Below are 12,652 nucleotides of genomic sequence, written 5' to 3' on the forward strand. Positions count from 1 at the left end.
GAGACATCCGAAATATGCTGCCTAGTTCGTTATCTCCGGGGTGTCCACGACGTTTGTTCCGGCGATTGCGTCACGGGCGGCGCGACGCAGCTTCTTGTCCGAGACAGCGCGTTCGCCGACGGCGCCGGGAGTCCAGGCGTTGACGTCTTCTTCGTTGAAATCGGTCTTGGACGGGCGGCGCTTCACGGAGATTCCCGTGACGCCGTCGGCGAGCCGGCGGGTGACCAGCAGGAAGCCTGTGTGGGCGACCATGCGGTGGTCCGGGCGCACGGCCAGGCCTTCGAGGTGCCAGCCGCGGACCATGGATTCCCACGCGTCGGGCTCGGTGAAGCGGCCGTCGGCGCGGATGGCTTCGGCTGTCCGCGAAAGCTGCGTCACAGTCGCGACATAATTGATCCAGACCCCGCCCGGCGCCAGGACCGTGGCGACGGCGTCGAGGCATTCCCACGGGGCGAGCATGTCCAGAACCACCCGGTCCACGGATCCCGGCTCTTCGGTGCGAACCACTTCTTCCTGGAAGTCTCCGAGGGAGATCTTCCAGGCCGGGTGCGGGCCGCCGAAGATGGTCTCAACGTTGCCGCGGGCAATATCGGCGAATTCCTGGCGGCGCTCGAAGGAGTGCAGGTAGCCGTTGTCCCCCACCGCGCGAAGCAGGGAGATGGACAGGGCGCCCGAACCGACACCGGCTTCAACGACGCGGGCGCCGGGGAAGATGTCCGCCATCGTGACGATCTGGCCGGCGTCCTTGGGGTATACGACGGCGGCGCCGCGCGGCATCGAGAGCACGAAGTCCGAAAGCAGCGGGCGCAGGGTCTGGTACTGCTGTCCGACGTTGTTCACGACGACGGAGCCGTCGGGCTTGCCGATGATCTCGTCATGGTTCAGGAAGCCGCGGTGGGTGTGGAAGGCTCCGCCGACCTCGAGCGTGATCGTGTTCATGCGTCCGCGCTCGTCCGTGAGCTGCACCCGCTCGCCCTCGCGGAACGGTCCGCGGCGGCGTGCAGCACCGGTCGCGGCAGTACTAGTGCCTGCATCGGCGGTGCCAGTGGCTGCGGCTGTGTTAATGCCTGCGGCGGCGGTGGCGGCAGTATCGCTGCTCATGAAAATGTTCCTCGCTCCTGTAAAGCTGTGTGGCCGCGGACATGCCGGCGGGCACCGGTCCTTGCGCGTGGGGGGCCGGAAATTCACGACCGACCAGTAACTCTACCGGTTCTGCCCCTGGTTCTGGGGTTGGGGCCGGTACTTGCCCGTAATGGCGCCGAGGACGGCGGACTGGTGCAGCAGCCCGGTAACGGCGCCATCGCGGTCCACCACCGCGTACTCCTGGCCATCGAGCTGGGCCAGGTACTGGACGAGCTCTTGGCCCTTGGACCATTCGGGAACGTAGGCCCCGGCGCCCAGGGCGTAGGACACTGCCGAAACAGGGGTCGTCGCGGCCAACGGGGCAGGCACCATGGCCGCTGCGCCGGCGTCGACAATGGCCGCCGGACGGCCGTCCCGGTCGCACACCACCACGGCGGGACTGCCGGACGGCGCACGGTGTAGGACGTCGGCAACCGTGGCGGTGTCCGGAAGGCCGACGGCCGGCTCGGCGAGGGCCGCGGCGTCGACCAAGTACAGCCGGCCCCGCATGCGGGCCTGCTGGATCGACGCCGAAGCGCCCATCCACAGGAAGCTGCCGACGAGGGCCGTGATGAGGGTGAAGGAAATGTCCGGCCGCGCTCCGCTGACCAGGGGCAGGACAATGAACCACAGCGCCAGGGCGATCACGATGATCCGCCCTGCCCAGCCGGCCGCGATGGTTCCCTTGTCCTGGTTTCCGGTGGCCTTCCAGACGGCCGATTCAACCAGGCGCCCGCCGTCCAGCGGAAGACCGGGAAGCACGTTGAAGATGCCGATCAGCAGGTTGGCCCAGACGAAGATGTTGGCCAGGATGTCGGCCACACCGCTCAACTGGCCGTAGGCGAGCAGGAGCCAGCCGGCGCCGGCGAGGACAAAGTTCGCCGCAGGGCCGGCCATCGCGACCAGGACCGAGCGGCCCGGTGAGGCGGTGAAACTTTGGAACTGGGTGTGGCCGCCCCAGAGGTTGAGGACAATTTTCTCCGTGGGCCAGTGGAACACCTTCGCGGTCAGCGCGTGGGCGAGTTCGTGCGCGAGCACGGAGATCAGGAGTAGCAGAGCGTACGCGAAGGCCACGAGGAAGGCAGTGATGCCCAGATGCGGGTTGTTGGTCTCGAGGACCGGCCCGTATGCGATCACGGTGAAGGCCGCGATGATGAACCAGGAGTAGGCGAGATATACCGGGATGCCGGCTATGCGGCCCAGCGGGATACCGTCCTTGCGGGAAGCCGCCACCTTGCCGGGCTGCCCCTGGCCCCCGGTGTCAGCCACGGACGGGACTCGCAGTCGTGCGGGCGACGGAGCCGGCGTCGAGCCCGAAGGTGGCATCGGGGAATTCGTGCCGCAAGGCCACCAGCTCTTCAAGGTCCGCCACCGTGCGGCCCTCGAGGGTATCCCAGGTGGCGCGGCGGGGATCATGCGGGAGGGGCACGATGTGCGGGATGGCGACGGTGACGACGCCCGAGGCCACGGCGGCGGCGACGCCCGGGGCGGAATCCTCCAGGGCCACGCAGTGGTGGTGGCTGAGGTCGGGGTCCTGCTGCTGCAGGAGCTCAACGGCCTTGAGGTAGGCCTCCGGGTGGGGCTTTCCCTGCGAGACGGTGTCCCCTGTGACGAGAAAATCGAAGTAGGGCGCGGGGAGGCTGGCAACGATTTCCCGGGCCAGCGGGGCCTCTGACATGGTGACGAGGGCGCAGCGGACGCCGGCGTTGTAGAGCTCGTCAAGCAGTTCGCGGGCCCCGGGCCGCCAGGGAACGGACTTGCGGACCTGGCTGACCACATGGCCCGTGAGGGTGTCAATGATGTCGCGTCGTTCCATCGCTACGCCGGCCTCCTGCAGCAGGCCGGCGGAAAACACCAGGGACTGTCCCACGAGCTGCATGGCCTGGTCATGGGACCACTGTCCGCCGTGCGCTTCAACGAGGGTGCGTTCGGCTTCTATCCAGTAGGGCTCGGTGTCGACAATGGTGCCATCCATGTCCCATAGCGCTGCTTTAAGGAGGGGCCGGGAAGCTGAGGATCGCATGCCTTCCAGTCTACGGGGAAGCCGGATGCGGGGCGCCCGCGCTACGCCTACGGCGAATTTTGGCCGGCGGGCCGCAGTCTCCGTGCAGTTTTTTGCCTCTTCGCGGCGCTTCAATGCCTGCACGGGGAAGCGACTTGGACGTAGGGTGATGGCATGAACAGCTTCGAGGCAGACCCCACCGAACCAGGCGCCGTCTCCGAGCCGGAGCGGCTGCTGCAGCCCGTCCCCGAGGGCCGGCGCATCACGGTCATGCTGGCCGCCTTTGAAGGCTGGAATGACGCCGGGGAGGCCGCCAGCGACGCCCTGCGCTACCTGAACAAACTCTGGGGCGGCAAGAAAGTCGGGTCGATCGACGCCGACGAGTACTACGACTTCCAGTTCACCAGGCCTACGATCCGCCGGACGGCGTCCGGCGAGCGGAAGATCAAGTGGCCGTCCACCCGGATCTTCAAGGCAAGTGTCCCCGACTCGAATGTGGACGTGATCTTCGTCCAGGGCACAGAGCCGTCCTATAAGTGGCGCGCCTACACCGCCGAGTTGCTGGTGCATGCCGAAGCCCTGCACGTGGACTACGTCATTCTGGTCGGTGCCCTGCTGGCCGATGTGCCGCACAGCCGGCCGATTCCGGTCAGCACGTCCACCGACGACAACGCCCTGCGGGAGCGGATGGACTTTGAAGCGTCACAGTACGAGGGCCCGGTGGGAATCGTGGGCGTGCTCGGCGAGGTGGCGCTGCTTGCCGGGCTGCCGACGGTCTCGCTCTGGGCGGCCGTGCCTCACTATGTGGCCCAGGCGCCGTCGCCCAAAGCGCAGCTGGCCATCCTGAACCGGATCGAAGAGCTCCTGCAGGTCCCCCTGGACACGCAGGAACTCGTGGAAGAGGCCGACGCGTGGGAGCGCGGCGTGGACGAGCTCGCCACCGAGGATCCCGAGATTGCGGCCTATGTGCGCCAGCTGGAGGAGGCCAAGGACACCGCTGACCTCCCGGAGGCCAGCGGCGAATCTATCGCCCGTGAATTTGAGCGCTACCTCAAGCGCCGCAACAAGGACAAACCCTAACGGCCAGGCCGCGGCTGTCGGCGCCTAGAATCCGGCTCCTAGAGTTCGACGCCGAGCAGGGCGTTCACGGCATCGCCCACCAGTGCGGCGTCCGTGGCTGACGCGGTTCCCGGGGTGGCCAGCGCGGCCTGGGCCCAGGCGTCGATGGCGGCCAGGGCGCCGGGCGCGTTGAGATCGTTGGCGAGCTCGGTCCGCAGCCGGCCGAGGAGGGACCCGGCGGAGCCCTGCGGAGCCACCGCGAGGGCTTCGCGCCAGGTGCGGAGCCGGTCCTTGGCCTCCGCGAACCCGGCTTCGGTCCAGGACCAGTCCGTGCGGTAGTGGTGGGCCAGGATCGCCAGACGGATCGCAGCCGGCTCCTCACCGTCGGCCCGGAGCCGGGACACCAGGACCAGGTTGCCCTTGGACTTGCTCATCTTCTCGCCGTCCAGGCCCACCATGCCGGCGTGCGCGAAGTGGCGGGCCAGCGGAACACCCGCCAGCGAGTAGGCGTGGCCGGCACCCATTTCGTGGTGCGGGAAGATCAGGTCCGAGCCGCCGCCTTGGACGGTGAAGGGCTTGGGCAGGTACTGCTGGGCGATCACGGTGCATTCGATGTGCCAGCCGGGCCGCCCCTCCCCCAGTTCACCGCCGGGCCAGCTGGGCTCACCCTCGCGGGCAACCCGCCACAGCAGCGGATCCAGTGCCTGGCGCTTCCCGGCCCGGCCCGGGTCTCCGCCGCGTTCGGCGAAAAGCTCCAGCATCTCAGCATCGGAAAGGCCGGACACGGACCCCAGGGTCCAGGCGTCGACGGCGTCGGTCGAATGTTTCCCGGCGGCCTCGACGTCGTAGTAAACGTCGCCGTCGGGCTCTCCGCCGGTGCCGGAAACCCGGTAGGCGAGGCCGTTGCGTAGGAGCCGCTCGATGGCGGGAACGATCAGGGGAACGGCCTCGACGGCACCGACGTAGTGGTCTGGGGCCAGGACGTTCAGGGCCTCCATGTCAGTCTGGAAGAGCTCGATTTGGCTGGCCGCGAGGTCGCGCCAGTCGACGCCGGTGGCCGTCGCGCGCTCCAGCAGGGGGTCGTCGACGTCGGTCACGTTCTGAACGTACGCCACGTGTTGGCGGCCGTCCCGCCAGGCGCGGTTGAGGAGGTCGAAGGCGACATAGCTGGCCGCGTGGCCCATGTGGGTGGCGTCGTAGGGGGTGATGCCGCAGACGTACATGGACTGCTCACCCGTGGCCTGCAGGGTGACAATGGCGCCTTTGGCGGTGTCGAAGAGGCGCAGGGCAGGCATGCTGCCCGGGAGCTGGGGAACAGGGCGGGAGATCCAGGATTTCACAGCCCAAGCCTAGTGCTAGGCGCTGATGACATTGAAACCGAGCAGCAGGTACAGGGAAAGACCCAGGAGGATCCGGTACCAGACGAACAAACGGTAGCCGCGGGTTGAGACGTACTTCAGGAACCAGCCGATGATGACATAGCCCACAGCGAAGGCGATGACGGTGGCCAGGGCCGTTTCCGGGAGGCCGTACGGGCCGGTGATGCCTTCCTTGGAGACGACTTTGAACAGCTGGTAGAGGCCGCTGCCGAAGACAGCGGGGATGGCCAGCAGGAACGAGTAACGGGCCGCCGCTTCACGGGTATAGCCCATCAGGAGGCCGGCGCTGATCGTGCCGCCGGAGCGCGACACGCCCGGGAACAGGGCCAGGGCCTGGGCGAGGCCGTAATAGAGGCCGTGTTTGTAGGTCAGTTGCGTGAGCTCGCGGTCCTGCTTGCCGACCGTGTCGGCCACGGCCAGGACCATGCCGAACAAGATCAGCATGGTCGCGACGCCCCACAGGCTGCGGAGCACCGATTCGATCTGGTCCTGGAAGAGCAGGCCGAGGACGATGATGGGGACGCTGCCAAGAATCACGAGCCAGCCCATGCGCGCGTCCGGGTCCTGCCGGGACACTTTGCCGGAGAGCGAACCGGCCCACGCGCGGATGATCCGCAGGATGTCGCGCCAGAAATAGACGATCACCGCCGTCTCGGTGCCCAGCTGCGTGATGGCCGTGAAGGCCGCGCCGGGGTCGGCCGCGTTCGGGAGGAAAGCACCGACAATCCGCAGATGGGCGCTTGAGGAGATCGGGAGGAACTCGGTCAGTCCCTGTACGAGGCCCAGCAGAGCCGCTTGTATCCAGTTCACGTTTATAGACCCTACGTTATGAAGCAGCCCGAATCCCCGTAAGCTTGCTGACATGCAGCAGCGTTATGTCGGCAACAGTGGGTTGCGCGTGTCCGCCCTTTCCCTTGGCACCATGTCCTGGGCCCGGGAAACCGAGGAACAGGATGCCGCCGCCCTGCTGCGGGCCTTCGTCGATGGCGGCGGGACGCTGATCGATACCGCTGCCTCCTACGCCGACGGGCAGGCCGAGGCCATGCTCGGCGGCATGCTGGGCGACGTCGTCGCCCGCTCCGAGGTGGTGATCTCCACGAAAGCCGGCCTGACCACGACGGACGGGCGCCGCAGCGTCGACACGTCCCGCAACGGGATGCTCTCGGGTCTTGACGCGAGCCTGGCGCGGCTGGGAACGGACTATGTGGACCTGTGGTTCGCGCATGCCTGGGACCCCAACGTGCCGCTCGAGGAAACCCTTTCCGCCCTCGACTTCGCGGTACGTTCCGGCAGGGCGCGCTACGTCGGCGTTTCCAACTTCAACGGCTGGCAGACGGCTAAGGCCGCCGCGATCGCGGGCTTTCCCCTGGTCGCCAACCAGTCCGAATATTCTCTCCTGCAGCGCACCGCGGAGATTGAGCTGATTCCGGCGATCGAGGACGCGGGGCTTGGCCTCATGGCCTGGGGTCCGCTGGGACGGGGTGTCCTGAGCGGAAAATACCGGGGTCACATCCCCGCGGACTCCCGGGCCGCCCAGCAGCGGCTCGCCACGTATGTGGAGCCCTATCTCGAGGCGCCGGCGTCCAGCGTGGTCGAGGCGGTCGCGATGGCGGCGAAGGGGCTTGGCCGGACGGCCTTGGACGTGTCGCTGAGCTGGCTCCTGTCCCAGCAGGGGGTGGCCACCGCCGTCGTCGGCGCACGGACCCCGGTGCAGCTCAAGGAGATCCTGGACGCGACACTCGCCCCGCTCCCCCCGGAGATCGCGCAGGCGCTCGAAGACGTCTCCGACCCCGTCTAAGGGCTGACGGGGTACCCTCTGCTAGCCGTGGGCGCCGGCCCGGGCGGACCGACAACGTTCTACGCGTTTAGTTCTCTGAGTTCTGCAGGATTTCGAGGTCTTCTTCGTCGTCGACGTCCTCGTCGTCCTCGTCCTCTTCGTCGCCGTCGATCACTTCGAGGGGCGTCACTTCGCCGTACGCTTCGTACAGAGCGTCGTCGTAGACTTCAAAGGCATCAGCAACGGCGAAGAACGCCGCTTCGACCGCGGGATCCCCGTCACTCCTGCGGGCGGAGACGGCCGCCAGGTGTTCTTCCAGTGCAGAGGTCAGGGATTGAAGCGCGACACGCGGATCGATGCTCATGACTTCACGTTAGCCGGAAAAAGACGAAAATGGAGAGCAATGAAAGAACATTTTCTGAGCAGCTCGGTCCGGCGGGAACGGGACTATGTCAAGCAGTACGAGTACCTCGTCCTGACGGTCGGTCCTGAGGATTCTCTTCCCGAGGCCCGGCGCCGGCTCGTGGAGCATTCCGAGTACGGCAAATGGGAGCTGGAGCGCAGCCGCCTCTATGTCGGCGGCGGACGCCGCTTCTGGTTACGCCGCAAGGTCATCCAGGTCCAGCGCACCGTCTAGGACGCCCCGGGCCGCTCCAGGCCGTGTCCAGTCAGGGCGTGTCCAGCGGACCCAGCCAGGCGTTCGCCACGGTGTTGTGCGCTGATTCATCGTCCGACGGGTGGAACATGCCCGCGAGCACGTCCCGGTACAGCCGCTCGAGCTCGGAGCCGCGGAAGTAGCTGGAGCCGCCGGACACCCGGATGGCGAGATCCACCACGGTCCGGGCGGTTTCCGTCGCCCGGACCTTGAGGCCCACGAGCCGGGGGAACCACTGGTTGCCCAGGTCCGCGAGTTCGTCGACGTCGGCTGCCACGCGGGACAGTTGCGGGTAGAGCGCATCCATGGCCATCGCCGCTTCTGCCACCTTCCATCGGATATCCGGATCCTGGGCGTAACTGCGGCCGCCGTTCTTGAAGGATGTCCGGCGCTTCACGGCCTCCACCCCGAGCGTGAGCGCCCGTTCCCCGATGCCCGCGTACACCGCTGCAAGCAGGGTCTCGAAGCAGGCAAAGATCGCGAAAATCAAGGGATCCGCGTTGGGACCCACCGGAAGCTTCCGGAAGATCCGCTCCGCCGGCACGACGGCACCGTCCAGGACCGTCGTATTGGACTGGCTGGCCCGCATGCCGAGGGTGTCCCAGTCGGGCAGGATCTTGTACCCGGGCGTGTCCCGGGTGATGAATCCGTGGACCAGTTCCCCGGCACCGTCCGCGGCGGAGGCGTCCTTCCCGAAGATCCCCAGCCGGGTCCACGCCGGGGACAGGCTCGTGAAGATCTTGCGGCCGGTGAAGCTGTAGCCGCCGTCGGGCAAGGGGACGGCCTCGGTGCGGGAATCGAACAGCACGGAGTCGTTCCCGGCCTCCGAATTCCCGAACGCGAAGACCTCCCCCTGTGCAGCGTCCTTGAGGACGAAACCCAGTGAGGAGTCGCCCCGGGCGGCCAGGACGTGCGCGACGCCGGTCCACACCAGGTGCATGTTGACCGCCAGTGCGGTGGCCGGCGCCGCCGTCGCGAGCCGGCGTTGCAGCTGCGCCGCGTCGGCCAGACCGAGTCCCAGGCCGCCGTCGGCCGCCGGGACGAAGATCTTCAGGTAACCGGCCGCCGTCAGGTCCGCGAGGTCCTCATGGAAGAAGGCGTTGTCGCGGTCATAGCCGGCGGCGCGGCCGCGGATCCGGTCCAGCAGCGGCCCGGCGAGGATGTCCTCGGGCGTCATGGCGGCGCGTCCGCTCAGTAGTTGGTGAGCAGGGTGTTCAACACCCGCGCACCGAACTTCAGGGAATCAGCCGGGACGCGCTCGTCCACGCCGTGGAACATGCCGGTGAAGTCGAGCTCGTCCGGAAGCATCAGCGGGGCAAAACCGTAACCGGTGATGCCGAGCCGGCTCAGGGACTTGTTGTCCGTTCCGCCGGAGAGCGTGTAGGGCAGGACCTTGGCGCCGGGGTCCTCGGAGTGCAGGGCGTCGATCATTGAATCGACGAGGTTCCCGGCGAACGGCACTTCCAGTGAGACGTCGTTGTGCACGTAGCTGATGTCCACGCCGGTCCCGGCGAGTTCGCGGACGATCTCCAGCACGTGCTCCTCCTGCCCGGGCAGGGTGCGGCAGTCGATGAGGGCCTCGGCGGATTCCGGGATGACGTTGTGCTTGTAGCCGCCCTTGAGCAGCGTGGGGTTGGTGGTGTTCTGCAGCGTGGCGCCGACGAACCGGGCCACGGTACCGAGTTCCTTGAGGATCGTGTCCGGATCGTCCGGATCGAATTCGACGCCCGTGAGTTCGGTCACGCCGTCGAGGAACTGCCGCGTGGTGGGAGTGAGTTCGATCGGCCAGTTGTAGGCACCGATCCGGGAGACAGCGCCGGCGAGCCGCGTCACGGCGTTGTCCGTGTTGATCTGCGAGCCGTGGCCCGCGCGGCCGTGGGCGACGAGGCGGAGCCAGGAGAGGCCCTTCTCGGCCGTCTGGAGCAGATATGTGCGCTGCCCGCCGATGGTCGCGGAGAAGCCGCCGACCTCGGAGATCGCCTCCGTGGCGCCCTCAAAGAGCTCGGGGCGCTTGTCGACGGCGTAGCGGGCCCCGTAGGTGCCGCCGGCTTCCTCGTCGGCGAAGAACGCGAAGATGATGTCGCGCTTGGGCTTGCGGCCCGTACGGGCGAAGTTGCGCAGCACGGACAGGATCATGGCGTCCATGTCCTTCATGTCCACCGCGCCGCGTCCCCAGATCAGGCCGTCTTTGAGTTCGGCGCCGAAGGGGTCCACCGACCACTGCTCGCGGAGGGCCGGCACCACATCCAGGTGGCCGTGGACCACGAGGGCGCTGGCGGAGGGGTCCTCCCCCGCCAGCCGGGTGACCACGCTGGCCCGTCCCGGGGCCGCCTCGAAGATTTCGGCGTCCAGCCCGACTTCGGCCATGAGCCCGGCGGTGTACTCGGCGGCCGCGCGTTCACCGGGGCCGGAGCCGTCGCCGTAGTTGGATGTATCGATCCGGATCAGCTCCTGGCAGATCCTGACGACCTCGTCCTCGGGCCTGATGTCGGTCCGGTTGTCAGTCATAGCGGCTCCTCGTGGCGGGTGGCTCAATTGCTTGCTTCAGCCTACCCACACCACCCCCGCTGACCCCGATTATTTGTTTCCGGAAAAGTCGTGCTAGAGTCTTTCTCGCTGCTTCCGAGAAAAGCAAAACGCTGAAAGGCGAAACGAACTCGGAATTACCACCTGCGCGGGTGGCGGAATGGCAGACGCGCTAGCTTGAGGTGCTAGTCCTCGAAAGGGGGTGGGGGTTCAAGTCCCCCTCCGCGCACAACGGGAAACACCCTGGAATCAAAGGATTCCAGGGTGTTTTTTTGTGCAACTCAGACCCCGCTGTGTGTCGCCCGGATCCAGGATGACTCGTAAGGGATGGACGTCGATAAGTCGAGGTACTTCGCCGCGGGCGGGTCTTCGTAGGCGGAGATGATCCCGACAAGCTTGAGAACGCCGTTTTCCGTCCGCAGCACCGGCCCCCCGCTGTCGCCGTGGTTGGCAGATTTGGCGCGCGAGAAGGTGCAGAAACTCCATTCCCCGGTGATGGACGAACATGACCCCGAGGCGACTACTCTCGCGGACATCGCCGCAAGGCTGGCAGGCAGGCCGAGAGGGCAGCTTTGATGGCTGAGGAACGGGTCTCCGAGGCAGCCGTAGCCGGCTAGCACGACGCTGGTGTTCGCCGGAGGATTCACTGTGGCCAGCGGAATTGGCGCTTCAGCCACGGGATGCGCCAGATGGAGTACGCCGACGTCGTCCCTGAGCAACGACTCGTTGAAGCCCGGGTGGACAATCAGCCCTCCCTGCGAGACCGGGACCGGCACGGTGAATTGCCCGGGGTGAGATCCATAGTGGAACGTGACGTCCGCTGTTCGTGGCGTTCCGCCGTTGTAGTGAAGGCAGTGAGCGGCAGTGACGACCGCATAGGAGCTGATCAAGGCCCCGCTGCAGGTAGCGACGGCACCATCGGGATAGACAAGCTGGATTCTCACGGCCCACGGGTATTTGTTGGGGCTGAGGATGGTTCCGTTATAGATGGCCTGGGCCGGTGGCGCGACCCCAAGGAGGCCAGCGAGGACCAGGACCACGGCCACCAGAGCGGCTCTCCATCGAGGACGCGGACTGTCCGTCGATGGTGCACTGGCCGGAACGTGGTGCTGGAAGCCGATGTCTGGCATGGGGGTTCTCCGTCAAGCAGGTACGGACAATAGTCGGTCGTGACCGGCCTGCCCGGTTTGCGATATGGATGTGTAATGCCCCAGCCACAGGCCATCACTGTGCGCCCGTTGCTTACCCGGAGTCAAGGCAAAAAAGAAAGCCGGCCGGGATCGCCTTCCGATGCCCTTCCCGCCGGTTTGTCTTTGTTCCACCCGGACGGAGTACTCCGTGAAAGTGAACATTTTCCGGGCGACCAGGACCGTGTGTTACTCCGTCCTGCCCTACCCGGGTAGACGGTATTCCTGGGCCGTGAGGTGCCAGATGGTGCCGGTGGTGCTGACAATCAGTGTGTACGTTCCCGGGGCCAGGGTGAGGCCGATCGCCGCGGCGCCGGCCTTGGCCAGGGACAGCACCATGAGCGCCGGCCCTTTCACGGGTTGGAGGTAGGCGACGGCGGGTCCGGTGAAGGTGTACTCGATGTGGAGCTTGCCGGTAACGGTCACGACCGGCCCCGGGGGTTTCGTGCCCGAGGCCTCCGCGACGGTGACCCACTCCTTCGCCGGTGGCGGCGGGGCCGGGTGCAGCAGGGCGTTTACGGCGGTGACGGTGGCGGTGACAGTCCCGGTGACGGGGGCCGCGGTGGCGCAGAACAGCGCACCCGTGAGGGCGCCGACCAGGACAATTGAGGCCGTGCGCAGGCCGCGTCGCAGGGAGTTGGTGCCGACTAAGGGCATTGATGCACCGTCGGCAGCGTATTCCTCGGTGATCCGGAACAGGTCAATGAGCCACCAGATGCCGGCGCCGCCGAGCGTCAACAGCTTCAGGGTGCCGGTGACGGGGCGGTGAAGGTAGAACCGGTCCGCGCCCGTGAAGCCCAAGAACAATGCCAGCAGCCACGCAGTGCGCAGGGAGCGCCGCGGCGGCATGTCACCTTCGAAGAAAAGCCCGTATTGCTCGGCCAGGGGCACATTCCGATTCTGGACCAGCCACGCCGGGATGTCCACGACAGGGCCTTTCATGCC

General features: G+C 66.9%; 13 protein-coding genes and 1 tRNA gene. 4 read left to right on the forward strand and 10 right to left on the reverse strand.

The genetic code is table 11. The features are described 5' to 3' along the window. Nucleotides 1-21: 21 nt before the first annotated feature. The 3 genes from ABD243_RS17735 to ABD243_RS17745 form a co-directional block, all read right to left on the reverse strand. Nucleotides 22-1,101 carry a tRNA (adenine-N1)-methyltransferase gene (locus ABD243_RS17735; RefSeq protein ID WP_344367685.1) on the reverse strand — a complete coding sequence of 360 codons (1,080 nt, stop codon included), beginning with the start codon at nt 1,099-1,101 and terminating at the stop codon, nt 22-24. Between the two features lie 102 nt (nt 1,102-1,203). Beyond that, nucleotides 1,204-2,391, reverse strand: a complete 1,188-nt coding sequence (locus ABD243_RS17740; RefSeq protein ID WP_344367686.1) for a site-2 protease family protein — start codon at nt 2,389-2,391, stop codon at nt 1,204-1,206. Then, a complete protein-coding gene (locus tag ABD243_RS17745) occupies nt 2,384-3,145 on the reverse strand; it encodes an HAD family hydrolase (protein ID WP_344367687.1) in 762 nt (253 codons plus the stop codon). The genes ABD243_RS17740 and ABD243_RS17745 overlap by 8 nt, the downstream gene beginning before the upstream one ends. A 153-nt stretch (nt 3,146-3,298) precedes the next feature. Between ABD243_RS17745 and ABD243_RS17750 the strand changes: the two genes are divergently transcribed. Next, a complete protein-coding gene (locus ABD243_RS17750) occupies nt 3,299-4,204 on the forward strand; it encodes a PAC2 family protein (protein WP_116765682.1) in 906 nt (301 codons plus the stop codon). 38 nt (nt 4,205-4,242) lie between these two features. Here the strand turns inward: ABD243_RS17750 and mshC are convergent, their stop codons facing one another. Continuing rightward, the gene (mshC, locus tag ABD243_RS17755) at nt 4,243-5,523 is read right to left on the reverse strand and encodes a cysteine--1-D-myo-inosityl 2-amino-2-deoxy-alpha-D-glucopyranoside ligase (protein ID WP_344367688.1); all 1,281 of its coding nucleotides are present in this window, start codon (nt 5,521-5,523) and stop codon (nt 4,243-4,245) included. Between the two features lie 15 nt (nt 5,524-5,538). Continuing rightward, the gene (locus ABD243_RS17760) at nt 5,539-6,372 is read right to left on the reverse strand and encodes an undecaprenyl-diphosphate phosphatase (RefSeq protein WP_344367689.1); all 834 of its coding nucleotides are present in this window, start codon (nt 6,370-6,372) and stop codon (nt 5,539-5,541) included. 52 nt (nt 6,373-6,424) lie between these two features. Between ABD243_RS17760 and ABD243_RS17765 the strand changes: the two genes are divergently transcribed. Next, nucleotides 6,425-7,360 carry an aldo/keto reductase gene (locus tag ABD243_RS17765; RefSeq protein ID WP_344367690.1) on the forward strand — a complete coding sequence of 312 codons (936 nt, stop codon included), beginning with the start codon at nt 6,425-6,427 and terminating at the stop codon, nt 7,358-7,360. A 67-nt stretch (nt 7,361-7,427) separates the two neighbouring features. On the opposite strand, the gene ABD243_RS17770 is transcribed toward ABD243_RS17765, so the two are convergent. Further along, on the reverse strand, nt 7,428-7,703 hold the full coding sequence (locus ABD243_RS17770; protein ID WP_091254200.1) for a hypothetical protein: 276 nt from the start codon (nt 7,701-7,703) through the stop codon (nt 7,428-7,430). Between the two features lie 39 nt (nt 7,704-7,742). Here ABD243_RS17770 and ABD243_RS17775 point away from each other — a divergent pair, with 39 nt between their 5' ends. After that, nucleotides 7,743-7,976, forward strand: a complete 234-nt coding sequence (locus ABD243_RS17775; RefSeq protein WP_018772920.1) for a DUF5703 family protein — start codon at nt 7,743-7,745, stop codon at nt 7,974-7,976. A 31-nt stretch (nt 7,977-8,007) separates the two neighbouring features. Here ABD243_RS17775 and ABD243_RS17780 read toward each other — a convergent pair whose 3' ends face one another. Both ABD243_RS17780 and ABD243_RS17785 read right to left on the reverse strand, forming a co-directional pair. After that, on the reverse strand, nt 8,008-9,171 hold the full coding sequence (locus tag ABD243_RS17780) for an acyl-CoA dehydrogenase family protein (protein WP_344367691.1): 1,164 nt from the start codon (nt 9,169-9,171) through the stop codon (nt 8,008-8,010). Nucleotides 9,172-9,185: 14 nt separating this feature from the next. After that, the gene (locus ABD243_RS17785) at nt 9,186-10,502 is read right to left on the reverse strand and encodes a M20/M25/M40 family metallo-hydrolase (RefSeq protein WP_344367692.1); all 1,317 of its coding nucleotides are present in this window, start codon (nt 10,500-10,502) and stop codon (nt 9,186-9,188) included. Nucleotides 10,503-10,666: 164 nt separating this feature from the next. Between ABD243_RS17785 and ABD243_RS17790 the strand changes: the two genes are divergently transcribed. Next, nucleotides 10,667-10,749, forward strand: a tRNA-Leu gene (locus ABD243_RS17790). A 52-nt stretch (nt 10,750-10,801) separates the two neighbouring features. Here the strand turns inward: ABD243_RS17790 and ABD243_RS17795 are convergent. Beyond that, on the reverse strand, nt 10,802-11,650 hold the full coding sequence (locus ABD243_RS17795; protein WP_344367693.1) for a S1 family peptidase: 849 nt from the start codon (nt 11,648-11,650) through the stop codon (nt 10,802-10,804). Between the two features lie 261 nt (nt 11,651-11,911). Then, the gene (locus ABD243_RS17800) at nt 11,912-12,649 is read right to left on the reverse strand and encodes a TM2 domain-containing protein (RefSeq protein ID WP_344367694.1); all 738 of its coding nucleotides are present in this window, start codon (nt 12,647-12,649) and stop codon (nt 11,912-11,914) included. Between the last annotated feature and the right edge of the window lie 3 nt (nt 12,650-12,652).

The sequence above is a fragment of the Arthrobacter humicola genome (assembly GCF_039531445.1).
Classification (GTDB): domain Bacteria; phylum Actinomycetota; class Actinomycetes; order Actinomycetales; family Micrococcaceae; genus Arthrobacter; species Arthrobacter humicola.